Annotated in this window: 14 protein-coding genes; 5 read left to right on the top strand and 9 right to left on the bottom strand. The window is 72.2% G+C overall.

What is annotated here, in order from left to right; genetic code table 11:
• Positions 1-109 precede the first annotated feature (109 nt).
• Together ASC99_RS17485 and ASC99_RS17480 are read left to right on the top strand one after the other, a co-directional pair.
• A complete protein-coding gene (locus ASC99_RS17485) occupies positions 110-1,444 on the top strand; it encodes a class II 3-deoxy-7-phosphoheptulonate synthase (protein ID WP_057233033.1) in 1,335 nt (444 codons plus the stop codon).
• 128 nt (positions 1,445-1,572) lie between these two features.
• Positions 1,573-1,812: a bacterioferritin-associated ferredoxin gene (locus ASC99_RS17480; RefSeq protein ID WP_057233032.1), complete on the top strand. Its 240-nt coding sequence runs from the start codon at positions 1,573-1,575 to the stop codon at positions 1,810-1,812.
• 12 nt (positions 1,813-1,824) lie between these two features.
• Here ASC99_RS17480 and bfr read toward each other — a convergent pair whose 3' ends face one another.
• Positions 1,825-2,304, bottom strand: a complete 480-nt coding sequence (gene bfr, locus ASC99_RS17475; RefSeq protein ID WP_057233031.1) for a bacterioferritin — start codon at positions 2,302-2,304, stop codon at positions 1,825-1,827.
• Positions 2,305-2,501: 197 nt separating this feature from the next.
• On the opposite strand from bfr, the gene ASC99_RS17470 reads away from it, so the two are divergent.
• Complete coding sequence (locus tag ASC99_RS17470) at positions 2,502-3,131, top strand: sulfite oxidase-like oxidoreductase (RefSeq protein ID WP_057233030.1); 630 nt, start codon at positions 2,502-2,504, stop codon at positions 3,129-3,131.
• 24 nt (positions 3,132-3,155) lie between these two features.
• Here the strand turns inward: ASC99_RS17470 and pknB are convergent, their stop codons facing one another.
• The 5 genes from pknB to ASC99_RS17445 all read right to left on the bottom strand — a co-directional run bounded on the left by pknB (position 3,156) and on the right by ASC99_RS17445 (position 7,979).
• A complete protein-coding gene (gene pknB / locus ASC99_RS17465) occupies positions 3,156-4,877 on the bottom strand; it encodes a Stk1 family PASTA domain-containing Ser/Thr kinase (protein ID WP_057233029.1) in 1,722 nt (573 codons plus the stop codon).
• 61 nt (positions 4,878-4,938) lie between these two features.
• Positions 4,939-5,880 carry an ROK family glucokinase gene (locus tag ASC99_RS17460; protein ID WP_057233028.1) on the bottom strand — a complete coding sequence of 314 codons (942 nt, stop codon included), beginning with the start codon at positions 5,878-5,880 and terminating at the stop codon, positions 4,939-4,941.
• Positions 5,881-6,077: 197 nt separating this feature from the next.
• A complete protein-coding gene (locus ASC99_RS42135) occupies positions 6,078-6,344 on the bottom strand; it encodes a DUF5304 family protein (protein ID WP_057233027.1) in 267 nt (88 codons plus the stop codon).
• A 31-nt stretch (positions 6,345-6,375) separates the two neighbouring features.
• Positions 6,376-7,539 (bottom strand): ArsA family ATPase, encoded by a 1,164-nt coding sequence (locus tag ASC99_RS17450; RefSeq protein WP_057233026.1) that lies wholly within the window; start codon positions 7,537-7,539, stop codon positions 6,376-6,378.
• Positions 7,540-7,547: 8 nt separating this feature from the next.
• Positions 7,548-7,979 carry an SRPBCC family protein gene (locus tag ASC99_RS17445; protein ID WP_057233025.1) on the bottom strand — a complete coding sequence of 144 codons (432 nt, stop codon included), beginning with the start codon at positions 7,977-7,979 and terminating at the stop codon, positions 7,548-7,550.
• A gap of 271 nt (positions 7,980-8,250) precedes the next feature.
• Here ASC99_RS17445 and ASC99_RS17440 point away from each other — a divergent pair, with 271 nt between their 5' ends.
• The gene (locus tag ASC99_RS17440; protein ID WP_057233024.1) at positions 8,251-10,044 is read left to right on the top strand and encodes a long-chain fatty acid--CoA ligase; all 1,794 of its coding nucleotides are present in this window, start codon (positions 8,251-8,253) and stop codon (positions 10,042-10,044) included.
• On the opposite strand, the gene ASC99_RS17435 is transcribed toward ASC99_RS17440, so the two are convergent.
• Together ASC99_RS17435 and ASC99_RS17430 are read right to left on the bottom strand one after the other, a co-directional pair.
• Entirely contained in the window at positions 9,998-10,588 is a 591-nt protein-coding gene (locus ASC99_RS17435; RefSeq protein ID WP_057233023.1) for a hypothetical protein, read from the bottom strand. The two genes, ASC99_RS17440 and ASC99_RS17435, sit on opposite strands and share 47 nt — an antisense overlap.
• Before the next feature lie 126 nt (positions 10,589-10,714).
• On the bottom strand, positions 10,715-11,854 hold the full coding sequence (locus ASC99_RS17430; protein ID WP_057233022.1) for a glycosyltransferase family 4 protein: 1,140 nt from the start codon (positions 11,852-11,854) through the stop codon (positions 10,715-10,717).
• Positions 11,855-12,078: 224 nt separating this feature from the next.
• On the opposite strand from ASC99_RS17430, the gene ASC99_RS17425 reads away from it, so the two are divergent.
• On the top strand, positions 12,079-13,452 hold the full coding sequence (locus ASC99_RS17425) for a glycosyltransferase family 87 protein (protein WP_235502531.1): 1,374 nt from the start codon (positions 12,079-12,081) through the stop codon (positions 13,450-13,452).
• Positions 13,453-13,461: 9 nt separating this feature from the next.
• Here ASC99_RS17425 and ASC99_RS17420 read toward each other — a convergent pair whose 3' ends face one another.
• The gene (locus tag ASC99_RS17420) at positions 13,462-14,700 is read right to left on the bottom strand and encodes a hypothetical protein (protein ID WP_057233021.1); all 1,239 of its coding nucleotides are present in this window, start codon (positions 14,698-14,700) and stop codon (positions 13,462-13,464) included.
• Positions 14,701-14,750 lie beyond the last annotated feature (50 nt).

Here is a 14,750-nt window from a genome sequence, read left to right as displayed (position 1 = left end):
CTAACCCAAGTCGGGGACAGGTGAGGCTGTTCGGCTCATTGTCCATCAGGTGTCTCACCCATCGGGCGGTGTGGCCTTATTTCCGGTGGCAACCCGTAGCCTTGACCCCGTGACCGTGACAAATCAGCACTCCTGGCAGTCCCTGCCCGCGGCGCAGCAGCCTGAATGGCCGGATCCTGAGGCGCTGCGCAAGGCTCTTGCGGACCTCGCCTCGTATCCGCCGCTCGTCTTCGCCGGCGAGTGCGACCAGCTGCGCGCCCGGCTCGGTGCCGTCGCGCGTGGTGAGGCGTTCCTGCTGCAGGGCGGCGACTGCGCCGAGGCATTCGACGGCGTCTCCGCCGACCACATCCGCAACAAGCTGAAGACCCTGCTCCAGATGGCCGCCGTACTCACGTACGCGGCCTCGGTGCCGGTCCTGAAGGTCGGCCGGATCGCGGGCCAGTACTCCAAGCCGCGCTCCAAGTCGACCGAGACCCGGGACGGCGTCACCCTGCCGGTCTACCGAGGCGACTCGGTCAACGGCTTCGACTTCACCCCCGAGTCCCGGATCCCGGACCCCGAGCGCCTCAAGCGGATGTACAACGCCTCCGCGGCGACGCTCAACCTGGTCCGGGCCTTCACCACCGGTGGTTACGCCGACCTGCGCCAGGTGCACGCCTGGAACCAGGACTTCGTGCGCAACTCCCCGGCCGGGCAGCGCTACGAGCAGCTGGCGCGTGAGATCGACAACGCGCTGGCCTTCATGAACGCCTGTGGGGTGGCCCCGGAGGAGTTCCGGACGGTCGAGTTCTACTCCTCGCACGAGGCGCTGGTGCTGGACTACGAGACGGCCCTGACCCGGGTCGACTCGCGGACCGGTGACCTCTACGACGTCTCGGGCCACATGGTCTGGATCGGTGAGCGCACCCGTCAGCTCGACCACGCGCACATCGAGTTCGCCTCGAAGATCCGCAACCCGATCGGCGTGAAGCTCGGCCCGACCACCACGGTCGACGAGGCGCTCACCCTGATCGAGAAGCTCGACCCCGACCGCGAGCCCGGCCGGCTCACCTTCATCACCCGGATGGGCGCGGGCAAGGTCCGCGAGCACCTGCCCACCCTGGTGGAGAAGGTCACCGCCTCCGGCGCCCAGCCGGTCTGGATCTGCGACCCGATGCACGGCAACACCTTCGAGGCTTCCAGCGGTCACAAGACCCGGAAGTTCGACGACGTGCTCGACGAGGTCCGGGGCTTCTTCGAGGTGCACCGCGGCCTCGGCACCCACCCGGGCGGCATCCACGTCGAGCTCACCGGTGACGACGTCACCGAGTGCGTCGGCGGCGGCGACGAGGTCATGGTCGACGACCTGCACCAGCGCTACGAGACGGCCTGCGACCCGCGCCTGAACCGGAGCCAGTCGCTGGACCTCGCCTTCCAGGTGGCCGAGCTCTACCGGGGTCACTGACCCCCGATGTGACGAAGGCCCCTCCGCTTTCCGGATGACGGAAGGCGGAGGGGCTTTTTCGTGCCCGCATTATTGGGTAAGGTAAGCCTTAGCTCAATGCGCCGGACTAGTCCTTGGGAGTAACCGCGATGTACGTGTGCATGTGCCATGCGGTCACCGAGGCCCAGGTCAAGCAGCAGATCGACGACGGCGCGCAGACCCCCCGCGAGATAGCCAAGGGCTGCAAGGCCGGTACGGACTGCGGCTCCTGCGTCCGCCGGATCCAGGCCCTGCTCGGGGAGCACGGGGCCCGCCCGTGCCCGACAGCCAGGCTGGCCGCGAAGCTCGGTCTGGCCGAGCCCGAGCAGCCGGCCGCCAGGGCAGCCTGACCGCTCCTCAGGTCAGCTCTCCGGCTGCTCGATGAGCTGCGCCAGGTAGAGCGCCTCGCCGAGCTTCTCCAGCAGTTCGAGCTGGGTGTCGAGGTAGTCGATGTGGTGCTCCTCGTCCGCCAGGATCGACTCGAAGATGTTGGCCGAGGTGACGTCGTTCTTGGCCCGCATCACCACGATGCCGCGCTTGAGCCGGTCGATCGCCTCGACCTCGACCTGGCGGTCCGCCTCGAACATCTCCTTGACGGTCTGTCCGACCCGGACATGGAACAGCCGCTGGTAGTTCGGCAGCCCGTCCAGGAAGAGAATCCGGTCGGTCAGCGTCTCCGCATGCCGCATCTCGTCGATGGACTCGTGCCGGGTGTACTTGGCGAGCTTGGTCCAGCCGAAGTTCTCCTGCATCTTGGCGTGCAGGAAGTACTGGTTGATGGCGGTCAGCTCGGCGGTGAGCTGCTCGTTGAGGAATTCGATGACCTCGGCGTCGCCCTTCATGGCGGTGCCCTCCTGCTCTTCGTCTACAACACACGCGGAACCACGGCTGACGGCATCGTGGCACTGTCCCGGGCGTAATTTCCAGTAAGTTCACACTTACTGGAACATGTATCGGAATATCCGATTTATACCGTTCGAGCGATGGTGCGCCGAGGGGCGCGCGCGGCAGGGCGTCCGCCGTCTGTCACCATGGAGCCATGGGTCAGTCAGAACACGAAGAGGTCCAGCCGCCTGACCCGAGGCTCCCTCCCGGCCAGCGTCTGCAGCGCGGCTGGCCGGTGCTGCACTACGGCCCGGTCCCCCGGTTCAAGCCGCTGACCTGGGACTTCCAGGTGTTCGGGGCCACCGCCTCGGCGGAGAAGCACAGTTGGGACTTCGAGGGCTTCCACGCCCTGCCCCGGGTCACCGTGCACGGCGACTTCCACTGCGTGACCCGGTTCTCGATGCTCGACAACGAGTGGAGCGGGATCGCCGCCGCCACCATCCTCGAACAGGTGCCGCCCGCCGACCAGGTCACCCATGTGATGGTCTGGGCCGAGTACGGCTACAGCGCCAACCTCACGCTGGCCGAGTTCGCCGCCCCCTCGACCGTCTTCGCCACCCACCACGACGGCCGGCCGCTCACCGTCGAACACGGCTTCCCGGTCCGCCTGGTGGTCCCCGGGCGGTACGCCTGGAAGGGCCCCAAGTGGGTCCGCGCGGTGGAGTACATGCGGGCCGACCGCCGGGGCTTCTGGGAGGAGCGCGGCTACCACAACCTGGCCGACCCGTGGGCCGAGCAGCGCTTCTCCTACCAGGAGGAGCCGGGCGACGGCCCGCTGCGCTGACGGTCCCTCAGCGAGTCGAGCGACTCAGATGAACGGGAAGGTGACGGTGACCGTCGCCCCCTGCTTGGCCGGCTGACCGGCCGCCGGGTTCTGACTGGTCACCTTGCCGGTGCCGAACAGGTTCAGCCCGGAGGTCTGCGACTTGAACCCGGCGTCCTTGAGCGCCTTCTCGGCCTCGTCCTTGGTCAGCCCGACCACGTTCGGCACCGGCCTCATCCCCTTGCTGACCGTCAGCGCCACCGGCGCGTCGACCGCGAGCGGGGTCCCCGCCGCCGGCAGGGTGGCGATCACCGCACCCTGGGCCACCGTGTCGCTGTACTCCTCGGTGACCGTTCCCGGCGTCAACCGGGCGGTGGTCAGTTCCTTCCTGGCGTCCTCCAGCGGCCGGCCGGCCACCCCGGGCACCGACACCCGCTCGGGGCCCTTGGAGAGCGTCACCCGCACCGGGTCGCTCTTCCGCGCCCGCGCGCCCACCCCCGGGTCGGTCGCCATCACCTGCCCGGCCGGGACGGTCTCGCTGAACTGCTGGACGAAGCTCCCCTGCAGCCCGGCGGCGTCCAGCGTCTGCACCGCCTGCGCCTGGGTCTGCGCGACGATCGCGGGCACCTCGGCGTAGAGCGCGCTGGACAGCGTGTACGTCGTCCCGCCGACCAGCAGCAGCACGGCGGTCAGCACCGCGGTCCAGATCAGCGGCTTGCGCGAACGGCGCGGCCGGGACCGCCTGGCCGGAGCGGGCTCGTCGTACGCCCGGGGCCGGGTGAGCATCATGGTGGGCACGTCCAGCACGCTGGTGCGCTCCACCGGGTTGAGCACCGAGGTGGCCTCGGTGGTCGGGTGCAGCGGGCTGCGCCGGGCGGAGGCGGGCGGCTCGGCGTCCAGCTGAGCGGGCGTCAGGTGACGCCGGGCCCGCTGCAGCGCGGCCAGCAGCTCCACCGCGTCGTACGGCCGGGCGCCGGGGTCGCGGGAGGTCGCGGCGGCGACTATCGCGTCCAGCTCGGCACCCGCGCCGGGGGCGACCAGGGACGGTGGCGGGACGTCCTCGTGCAGGTGACGGTAGATCACCTGCATCGGGTTCTCGCCCTGGTACGGCTTGGAGCCGGTGAGCATCTCGTACAGCAGGATGCCCGCCGCGTAGACGTCCACCCGCTGGTCGGTCGGCAGGCCGGGCTGGATCTGCTCGGGGGCGAGGTAGGAGACGGTGCCGAGCACGGTGCCGGCCGAGGTGGTCTCGGTGACCCCGTCCGCGCCGCTGAGCAGCCGGACCAGGCCGAAGTCGGCGACCTTGACCAGGCCGCCGTCGGTGATCAGTACGTTCTCCGGCTTCACGTCGCGGTGCACCAGGCCCGCGCGGTGCGCGGCGCCGAGCGCGGCCAGCACCGGTTCGAGCACGTCCAGCGCACCCCGGACGCTCAGCGCGCCCCGGTCGCGGAGCAGGTCCCGCAGGGTCCGCCCCGGCACGTACTCCATCGCCAGGAAGACCGAGCGGCCGTCCGCCCCCTGGTCGAAGACGTTCACCACGTTGGGGTGGGCGAGCCGGGCCACCGCCTTGGCCTCCCGGATGAACCGGCCGGTGAACTCGGCGTCCTGGGCCAGCGAAGGGTGCATCACCTTCACCGCCACCACCCGGTCCAGCCGGGTGTCGGTGGCCCGGTAGACGGTGGCCATCCCGCCGACCGCGATCCGCTGCTCCACCCGGTACCGGGCGTCCAGCAGCGTACCGATCAGCGGGTCGGGGGTGTTGTCCATCCGACGAGTCTATGGGCAGGCACCCGGTGTCCGAGCGCCCGCCCATCGAGGTGATCCAGCGTCAGATCCGGGCCAGGTCGGCCGCGCCCGCGATGCCTGCGGCGGAGCCCATGGTGGCGAGCACCACCTCGGCGCGGGGGCGGTGCACGCCGCCGGTGATGTACGTCTCGAAGGCGGCCGCGACCGGGGCGAGCAGCAGGTCGCCGGAGTCGGAGACGCCGCCGCCGAGCACGAAGACGGCGGGGTCGAAGAGCGCGGCCAGGTCGGCCATGCCGCGGCCGAGCCAGTCGGCCAGCTCGGCGTAGCACTCCAGCGCCAGCGGGTCGCCCTCGGCGGCGGCCTCGGTGATGTGGATGCCCCGGATGGTGTCGGCGAGGCCGTCGTTCAGCTCCAGCATCCGCTTGCCCGCGATCGGGTCACCGGCGGCCTTCTCCCGGCCGTAGCGGCGCAGCGCGCGGCCCGAGCCGTACTGCTCCCAGCAGCCCTTGCCACCGCAGCCGCAGAGCAGGCCGTCCGGCACCATGTTGAGGTGGCCGATCTCGCCCGCGACGCCGAACCGGCCGCGGTGCAGCCGCCCGTCCAGCACGATGCCGCCGCCGATCCCGGTGCCGACGGTGATCAGCACGGCGTCCTCGTGGGCGGCCGCCGCGCCGAACCTGAACTCGGCCCAGGCCGCGCAGTTGGCGTCGTTCTCGACCACGGTGGTGAGGCCGGTGAGCTCCTCGATCCGGACCTTGAGCGGCTCGTTCTCCCACGCGATGTTCGGCGCGAAGATCACCGTGGAACGGTCCCGGTCGACGAAGCCGGGAGCCCCGACACCGACCGCCGCGACCTCCGGGTGCTGCTCCTTGAGTTCGCGTACGGCCTGCGCGATGGCGTCGACCGCCCACTGGGGGTCGGCCGGGGTGGGTACCCGAGTCCGGGCGAGGATCTCGCCGTTCTCGTCGACCACGCCGGCCGCGATCTTCGTACCGCCGACATCGACGCCGATGGTCAGAACCATGTGTCCCTCAGCTATTCACTCGTTCCCGCTGAGCGGAAACGGTACCCGCCCAGGGGTGCTCCCGTACACACCGCTGCCTACATTATTCGAAGACAATTTCCCGGAAGAAGCGGAACGAGCATTCAGAAGTCGTACGATTTGCCTCGTTCGGTAACTCCGCGCGGGCGGCCGGTCACCGCCTCTGACCAGCGGGTTCACTACTTGTCCGACGCTCCGTCAAGGTCGATGCGCTCGGCGTCGGCGTGTCCGGGCGCGGACCAGCTGCGCTCGTGGCCGCTCACGGCCGCGCGGTAGGCGGCCAGCAGTTCGCCCCCGGCAGCGGCCAGGTGGCCGTACACCTCCGGGTTCTGCTCGCGCAGCCGGCCGCCGATCTCCTGGGCCTTCTCCCCCACCACCGCGGCGAACCGGCGCACCTCCTCCACCAGGTCGGCTCCGGCTGCGCGGTCTGACTGCTCGTCGGCCATCGGGCCCTCCTTCAGTGGATGCCTGCCGACGCTACCCGATGGCCCGGGGCCAGAGCTCGGGATCGGGGGCGAAGCGCACGACCAGCACGCCGTCGGTCAGCCCGGCCCCGCTCACCGTGCAGCGGCGCAGTGCGGCGGGCAGCGGCAGCAGCCGGCGGTAGGCGCCCAGGCCGACCACCAGTTCGTCGCCGCGCCGGACCAGCTCCAGCTCGGCCCGGTCGGCGCCCGGCAGCGCCAGGTGCCAGAGCAGCAGCCCGTCCTCGGCCAGCCGGTCCTCCACCCACCAGGGGTGCTCGGCCGCCTGCGGGGCGGCGGCGCCGCCGTACAGCTGCTCGGCCACCGCCTCCAGGGCGGGCCCGGGCTGACGGCTGGTCAGCAGCGGTACGTCCAGCTCGGCGGCCAGCTCGGCCAGGGTGTCCCGTTCACGGGCGGTCTGCCCGGCCAGCCAGGGGTCGGCGGAGTCGCTCGCGGCAGTGGGCAGCGCCCGGTGGGCGACCACCGCGTCCAGCCGGAGCCGGTGCAGGGCGAGCCCGGCCCGGATCCGGCGCAGCTCGGCCGGGCGGGGGGCGGCCGCGTCCACCACCAGGCGGACGGTGGTGCCGGGAGCCTCGATCACCGCCCGGGCCTCGGCCAGTGCGGCGGCCGCCCGGGTGCGGGCCTCGAACAGCCACTCGGCGGGCATCGGCACCCCGGCGACGGCGGCCAGCAGCGGGCGCAGCGCCCGGGCGGCCTGCCGCTGCTCGGGGAGCAGCCGGGCCAGGTAGCGGTCGAGTTGCTCGGGCAGTGCGAGCGCGGCGATCAGCTCGGCGGGGCGGGGGGCGGCCACCACCAGCACCTGGGCCCGGACGGTGCGCAGCGAGCGGAGCAGGGCGAGCTGGCCGGTGCCGGGCAGCGGGGTGAGCTCCTCCGGGTCCAGCGGGGTGGCGCCGAGCAGGTCGAAGGCGGGGCCCAGGACGCCGGAGAGCCCGCCGACCGCCGCCCGGAAGGCTGACGGTCCGTCGGTCCTGGCCACCGTCAGGGCGTCGGCGTACCGGACGGCCTGCTCGGTCAGCCGGGTGCCGAGCACGGTGTCCAGTACCCGGTGCGGGTCGTCGGCGGCCAGCAGATGGGTGGTCAGCCCCTGCCGCGCGTGGTGCAGGGCGGTGGCAGCGGCGACCTCTTCGGCCCCGTCGCCGCTGACCAGGATGGTCCGCATGGCGGGCGTCAGCTCTCGACGCGCTTCTTCAGCCCGGCCAGCGCGCGGTCGATGATGACCTTCTCGGCCTTGCGCTTGATCATGCCGAGCATCGGGATCTTGACGTCCACGGCCAGCTGGTAGGTGACCTCGGTGCCGCTCCCGGCCGGGGCCAGCGCGTACGAGCCGTCCAGCGAACGCAGCATCTGACTCTTCACCAGGGTCCAGCTGACCTCGCGGTCGCCGTCCCAGGTGTAGGCCAGCACGTGCTCGTCGCGGATCGCCCCGGCGTCCAGCAGCAGTCGCACCTGCGCGGCCCGGCCGTTCTCGGCGGTCTCCAGGACCTCGATCTCCTTGACCTCACCGGTCCAGGCCGGGTACGCGGCGAAGTCCGCGATCACCGCCATGACTTCGGCCGGGGTGGCGTCGATGGTGATGCTCGACCTGGTGTGTTCCGCCATGACACGGCCTCCGCTGTCCTGTTACAGGTGTTGCGCCCAGGGAAGGCTATCGCGCCACCGTCGCTCCCCCAGCCGCCGGTCCATCGGTCCAGGTCACAGCCGTCCGGGCTACCGGCGGGTCACGTGTGCGCTGTCATAGGGTGCGAGTCGGGAGTACCGGACCAGGTCGCCGGTGTGACTCTTCGAACACCGGGCCGGACAACTCTGGCCAATCTCACCTACCGGGCAGTAACGTCCTGCCGTCCCGCAGCGTCGCAGACGAGGAGCAGTCTTGCTCGAGTTCAGCCTTCCGGCCCGCTACCAGGTACCGAGCGGCGGTAACCTCTCCGACCTGGTCCACCAGAACGCCGAGCAGCACTCGGACGTGGCGGTTCTCAGCCGCAAGCTGGACGGACAGTGGGTGGATCTGACGGCGTCCCAGTTCCTCGCCGAGGTGCGCCGCACCGCCAAGGGCCTGATCGCGGCGGGCGTGGCCCCCGGCGACCGGGTCGGCGTGATGTCCCGCACCCGCTACGAGTGGACCGTGCTGGACTTCGCCATCTGGTGCGCGGGTGCGATCACCGTGCCGGTGTACGAGACCTCCTCCGCCGAGCAGGTCGCCTGGATCCTCGGCGACTCCGGCGCCGTCGCCGTGGTCACCGAGACCGACACCCACGCCGCCGTGGTGGCCGGGCTGCGCGACCGGCTGCCGGAGCTGGCCCACACCTGGCAGATCGAGCGCGGCGCCCTGGCCGAGCTGGCCGCGGCCGGCACGAAGGTCGCCGACAGCACGGTCACCGAGCGCCGCTCGGTGCCGACCGCCGACTCGATCGCCACCATCGTCTACACCTCGGGCACCACCGGGCGCCCGAAGGGCTGTCAGCTCACCCACGGCAACTTCCTGGCCGAGCTGGGCAATGTGACGGCCCGTCTGGAGCCGCTGTTCCGCACCGGGCACAGCTCGGTGCTGCTCTTCCTGCCGCTGGCCCACGTGCTCGGCCGGATCGCCGAGATCGCCGCCGTGATCGCCCCGATCAAGCTCGGCCACGTCTCCGAGATCAAGGACGTCACCGCCGAGCTGGCCGCGTTCCGGCCCACCCTGATCCTCGGCGTGCCCCGGGTCTTCGAGAAGGTCTACAACACCGCCAGAGCCAAGGCGCAGGCCGACGGCAAGGGCAAGATCTTCGACCGGGCGGCCGACACCGCCATCGCGTACAGCCGCGCCCTCGACCACGGCCGCCCTGGCCTCGGTCTGCGGCTCAAGCACGCGGTCTTCGACAAGCTGGTCTACAGCAAGCTGCGGGCCGCCCTCGGCGGCCGGGCCACCCACGCGATCTCCGGCGGCGCCCCGCTCGGCGAGCGGCTCGGCCACTTCTACCGGGGCATCGGCTTCACCGTGCTGGAGGGCTACGGCCTGACCGAGACCTGCGCGGCCACCGCCTTCAACCCGCACGACCGGCCGAAGATCGGCACCGTCGGGCAGCCGCTGCCCGGCTCCGCAGTGCGGATCGCCGAGGACGGCGAGGTGCTGCTCAAGGGCCCGCAGATCTTCACCGGCTACTGGAACAACCCGACCGCCACAGCGGAGGCACTGCGCGACGGCTGGTTCGCCACCGGCGACCTGGGCAGCCTGGACGCCGACGGCTACCTGACCATCACCGGCCGGAAGAAGGAGATCCTGGTCACCGCAGGCGGCAAGAACGTCGCCCCCGCCGTGATCGAGGACCGGATCCGGGCCCACGCCCTGATCGGCGAGGTGATGGTGGTCGGCGACCGCAAGCCGTTCATCGCCTGCCTGATCACCATCGACGAGGACTTCTTCCCGAGGTGGAAGGAGCTCACCGGCAAGCCCACCGACGCGACCCTCGCCGAACTCCGCGACGATCCCGACCTGCTGACGGCCGTTCAGGCCGCCGTGGACGAGGGCAACCAGGCGGTCTCGCACGCCGAGGCGGTGAAGAAGTTCCGCATCCTCGACACCGTCTTCTCCGAGGAGAGCGGGCACCTGACGCCCTCGCTCAAGCTCAAGCGCAACGTCGTCATGAAGGACTTCGCCGCCGAGGTCGAGGGTCTCTACCGCCGCTGAGGCGCTGCGCGGGCACGTCCGGCACGGTGCCCGGCGTGCCCGGCAGGAGCGTCTGATCCGGGATCAGCTGCCAACCCGCGGCCTCCATTTCGGCCCAGGCCAGCTCCTCCCGGTACCGGCGCTCGGCCCGCTGCCGGCCGGCCCAGCGGACGGCTGCGACAGCGAACCCCGTCACGGCGACAAGCAGGCCGACGACGACCACCGGATTCACCCATCCCGGCACCAGCTCGACACCGCTGTCCGCGCCGCGCTCCATGCACTGCGCACTCATCGGGAAGATGCGCTCCTTGACGACAGCGTCATGAAGGTGCAGGGACGGGCAGACATTCCCCGGGTCGAACCACGGCACCGAGAAAACTCCCGCGATGTAGGCACAGCCCGCCATCCCGGCCGCCACGAGCCCGACGGCTCCCGGCATCCTCGGCAGCGCCGACCATCCTCGCGTCAGGGTCCGCCACAGGAGCCAACCGCCACCCAGCAGCACCAGGAAGGGCGAGGCCATCAGCCACCCTCCGAACAGACCTAACAACTCCTTCTCGCCCATGGCGAAGCCCCCTGTTCCCGCCCTGCCCGGCAGCAGCCGAGCTTTGAACGCGTTCAATATAGCGCTCGCCCTCTGGCCGGGGGCAGCTCAGGCAGACGAAGCGGTTTTCGCCGGGGACAGCGCGGGTCACTCGGCAGCGAGCAGTGCGGTCAGCCGCCCCGCCAGCAGGTCCCAGCGCCAGGAGCGTTCGACCCAGCGGCGCCCCGCTTCGCCCATGGTGCGGCGGAGTTCGGGGTCGTGCAGCAGCCGTACGGTCCGTTCGGCGACCGCTTCCGGCGAGCCGCCGGGGACGACGTAGCCGGTCTCGCCCTCCAGGACGGCGTCGGGGGCCCCGCCGGAGTCCCCGGCGATCACCGGCAGGCCGGTCGCGCTGGCCTCCAGGTAGACGATGCCCAGGCCCTCGACGTCCAGGCCGCCCCGGCGGGTGCGGCAGGGCATCGCGAAGACGTCGCCCGCGCCGTAGTGGGCGGGCAGCTCCGACCATGGCACCGCCCCGGTGAAGCGGACCGAGGCGCTGACACCCGTGGCCTCGGCGAGCTTCTCCAGCTCACCCTGGTAGGGGCCGCCGCCGACGATCAGCAGCACCGCGTCCGGCACGTCCCGGAGGATCTGCGGCAGCGCGGCGATCAGGGTGTCCTGCCCCTTGCGCGGAACCAGCCGCGAGACGCAGACCACCACCGGACGGTCCGTCAGGCCGAGCCGGGCCCGGATCTCGGCACCGCCGGAGTCGGGGCGGAAGGTCTGCTCGTCCACACCGGGCGGCAGCTGGACCATCCGGGCGGCCGCCTCGGGGCCGACCGCGGCGGCGATCCGGGAGCGGGTGTACTCGCCGAGGTAGGTCAGGGTGTCGGTGCCCGCGCCGATCCGGCGGAGCAGCTGCCGGGCGACCGGCAGCTGGGCCCAGGCGGCCTCGTGACCGTGCGTCATGCCGAGCAGCCGGCCCGCGCCGGCCCGGCGCAGTGCGGGGGCCATCAGGCCGAGCGGTGCGGCGGCGCCGAACCAGACCGAGTCACAGCCCTCGGCGCGGAGGATCTCGGCGGCCCGCCGGGTAACCCGGGGGGTCGGCACCATCATCTTCGTCCGGTCCCGGATCACCGGGAACGGCTGCTCGGCGTCGAACTTCGCCACCTCGGAGCCGTCCCGCCAGGTCGAGGCGTACACCACGATGCTGCCGGCGGGCTGGCGCACCGCCATGTTGTGGACGAAGGCCTGGATACCGCCGGGCCGGGGCGGGAAGTCGTTGGTGACGATCAAGGTCTTGTGCATGCCACGGCTCGCTCGGTCGGGGGGTGCTCGGTGTACCGCTCGCTGATCCGTACCATAGGTCAACGCCCCGGTGTGCCGGGAACGCGACCGGCAGGTGCGGCCACGCTGTTGATTAGGGTGGGCAGCCCGGGCCGGTCGATGCTTGCGGAGACGGCACGGCGAGAACGGACGGGGGCCCGGGGGTGGATCTGCGCGGCGCGCACCAAGTCGAACGAGGGAGTGCGGTGGAGTTGGCCCCGACCGGGAGTACCGGTATCAGCGCGGGCGGTGCCGACCGCGGCCCGGCGACGTCACCGGCGGGCGGCGCACTCTGGGGCCTGGCGGGCGGCTGGCTGGCCACCCGGGTGCTGATCGTGCTGATGGTGCTCGGCCTGGTCAGCATCTCCGGTGCCGACGTCACCGCCGACGTCTCGGTGATCTACCACGGCTGGTACCAGGTGCTGCAGACCGGCACCTTCCCGCTGGACGACGTCACCTGGCAGTACCCGCCGGGCGCCGCCCTGGTGATCCTGCTGCCCGGCCTGCTGCCCTGGTCCTACCTGGTCTCGTTCTGGGTGGTCTGCGGGCTGGTGGACGCCCTCACCATGGGCCTGCTGATGCGGGCCGGGACGCGGCGCGGCCGGAGCTTCACCGGCGCCTGGGTCTGGGTCGCGGGTGTGCCGCTGCTCGGGCCGACGGTCTACTGCCGGTACGACATCGTGGTGACCGCGCTGGCGGTCGCCGGGCTGCTGGTGGTGCTGCGGCGGCCCGCGCTCGGCGGTGCGCTGCTGGGTCTGGGCGGGCTGATCAAGGTCTGGCCGGTGCTGGCGCTGATCGGCACCCCGAAGGGGCGGCGGACCAGGCGGTCCTGGACGGCGGCGGTGGCCTCGTTCAGCGCGCTGGGCTTCCTGCTCGCGGCCGGCATGAACGGCGCCTTCGAGTTCCTCAAGTTCCAGCGGGACCGCGGCATCGAGGTGGAGTCGCTCGGCGCGCTGCCGCTGCACTTCGCCCGGCTGGCCGGTGGCTGGCACGGCGAGGTGAAGATGAACTACGGCTCGGTGGAGATGCTCGGGCCGTGGGTCACGGTGATCTCCAAGGTCTCGGTCGGGGCCAGCGTGGCCGGCTTCGCCTGGCTGCTGTTCTGGCGGCTGCGGGCCAAGCGCTGGCAGACCGCGACCACCTTCGACGCGGCGCTGGCCGCGCTGCTGATCTTCACCGTGACCAGCCGGGTGATCAGCCCGCAGTACCTGGTCTGGGTGGTCGGCCTGACGGCGGTCTGTCTGACGGTGCGTGGCACCAGCCAGCGGCCGGTGGCCCTGCTGGTGCTGGCCGCGACGCTGTTCACCACGCTCGAGTTCCCGATGCTGTTCAACCAGGTGGTGAACAGTCAGCTGTGGGGCGTGGTGGCGCTGACGGTGCGTAACCTGCTGCTGCTGGCCGCCGCGATCCTGTCCTGCATCCGGCTCTGGCGCTCCACCCGGGCCCTGGAGCCGGTCCGGACGCTGGTGCTGCCGCCCGCGCTGGAGGCACCGGTGCCGGCCGGATATCCGGTCCGGCCCGGCATCGCCTACGAGCAGGACCTGCTGGACGGGATCGACAGCGCGAGCGTCCGTCAGTGATCCCCGCGCTCAGTGCGCGTAGCGCTGGTGCAGGTCCTCGCCCCACTGCCGGGTGAAGTCGGCCAGCCCGAGGCCGAGACGGGCCCGGCAGAGCCCGTCCAGCCACTCCTCCCGGCCGCCGGCGGGCTCGGTGGCCCCGGCGGCCCGGTAGAAGCCGACCAGCCGCTGCTCGCCGAACCGGCGGGCGATCAGGTCGCAGGCGGACCAGGCGAGTTCGTACGCCAGGCCGATGCCGGCCGAGCCGGCCGCGAAGTCGGCGTCGGTCGGCAGCACCGCCGTGAAGCCCTTGGTCGCGGCCGCCCTGGCGAGCTCCGGCGCGATCTGCCGGGGGCTCCGGCCGGTGCCCCGGTAGCCGGTGTAGTCGGCGACCCCCTCGGAGAGCCAGAGCGGGGTCCACGGCCGGGTGTCGGCCCGGGTCGCGACGTGGGTCGCCTCGTGCACGGTGACCACCCGGCGGCCCAGCTCGCTGAGCCCGGCGTACGCCTGCGGGTTGATCAGCACCCGGTCGGCCGGGCTGTGCAGCGGTGCCCCGGCGGCGGCCGTGGTGACGGCGGCTATGCCCTGGTACCCGGCGGCGGAGACCCCGAGCAGCGCGGCGAACTGCTCGCCGGTGGCCGGGAGGCCGAGCAGCAGCCGGCCCGCCCAGTCCCCGCCCCAGACCTCGGTCACCAGGGGGACGGCCCGGTCGGCGATGGCCGCCGCCGCGGCCAGCGCGGCCGGATCGGCCTGGCCGAGCACGATGCTGTGCCCGCCACGGACCGCCCGGACCTCGCCGAGGTCCCAGAGCGCGGCGCCGCCGACCGGCTGGTCGCTGGTCAGCAGCCACTCGCCGTCCGTCAGCTCGAAGCCGATCCGCCGGGTCAGGACGGCCGGGTGGTCGTCGAAGTCGGCCACCCGCCAGCCGAGTTCGGCGGTCAGGGTCAGGGTGGCACCGACCGGCTCGGTGAAGTCGGTGATCCGGTAGGAGAGTTCGGCCAGCGGGAGCTGGGCCAGCCGGGCCAGCCCGGCCTGCTCGGCAGCCCGGTAAACCGGGGCGACCCCGGCCGCCAGCGCGGTCCGGTCCAGCCGGAGCAGGGCCGTGGCCCGGTCGGCGAGCAGCGCCTCGATCCGGGGCCGGACCGGGACCGTCTCGGCCCCGGCCGAGGTGGCCGGGGCCACCAGGGGCGCCGCGACCGGCCGGGCCAATGGCGGCGAGAGCTGCACCAGACCGGCCGCCGCGAGCAGCAGCGCGGCCCGGCGGGACAGCACGGCGCCGCCGGCCCGCGCCCCGGCCTCCGGGGTCGGGTCGGCGGCCGACG

Source organism: Kitasatospora sp. Root107 (genome assembly GCF_001424875.1).
Classification (GTDB): Bacteria; Actinomycetota; Actinomycetes; order Streptomycetales; family Streptomycetaceae; genus Kitasatospora.
The sequence above is the reverse complement of the archived record's forward strand: the minus strand, read 5'-3'. Positions and strand labels throughout refer to the sequence as shown.

Excerpts from the sequence above, each read along its gene's own strand:
- ASC99_RS17435 (WP_057233023.1), bottom strand. The coding sequence starts at position 10,588 with ATGGGCGAGAAGGAGTTGTTAGGTCTGTTCGGAGGGTGGCTGATGGCC.
- ASC99_RS17460 (WP_057233028.1), bottom strand. The coding sequence starts at position 5,880 with ATGGTTCTGACCATCGGCGTCGATGTCGGCGGTACGAAGATCGCGGCC.
- bfr (WP_057233031.1), bottom strand. The coding sequence starts at position 2,304 with ATGAAGGGCGACGCCGAGGTCATCGAATTCCTCAACGAGCAGCTCACC.
- ASC99_RS17470 (WP_057233030.1), top strand. The coding sequence starts at position 2,502 with ATGGGTCAGTCAGAACACGAAGAGGTCCAGCCGCCTGACCCGAGGCTC.
- ASC99_RS17480 (WP_057233032.1), top strand. The coding sequence starts at position 1,573 with ATGTACGTGTGCATGTGCCATGCGGTCACCGAGGCCCAGGTCAAGCAG.
- ASC99_RS17445 (WP_057233025.1), bottom strand. The coding sequence starts at position 7,979 with ATGGCGGAACACACCAGGTCGAGCATCACCATCGACGCCACCCCGGCC.
- ASC99_RS42135 (WP_057233027.1), bottom strand. The coding sequence starts at position 6,344 with ATGGCCGACGAGCAGTCAGACCGCGCAGCCGGAGCCGACCTGGTGGAG.
- ASC99_RS17450 (WP_057233026.1), bottom strand. The coding sequence starts at position 7,539 with ATGCGGACCATCCTGGTCAGCGGCGACGGGGCCGAAGAGGTCGCCGCT.
- pknB (WP_057233029.1), bottom strand. The coding sequence starts at position 4,877 with ATGGACAACACCCCCGACCCGCTGATCGGTACGCTGCTGGACGCCCGG.
- ASC99_RS17430 (WP_057233022.1), bottom strand. The coding sequence starts at position 11,854 with ATGCACAAGACCTTGATCGTCACCAACGACTTCCCGCCCCGGCCCGGC.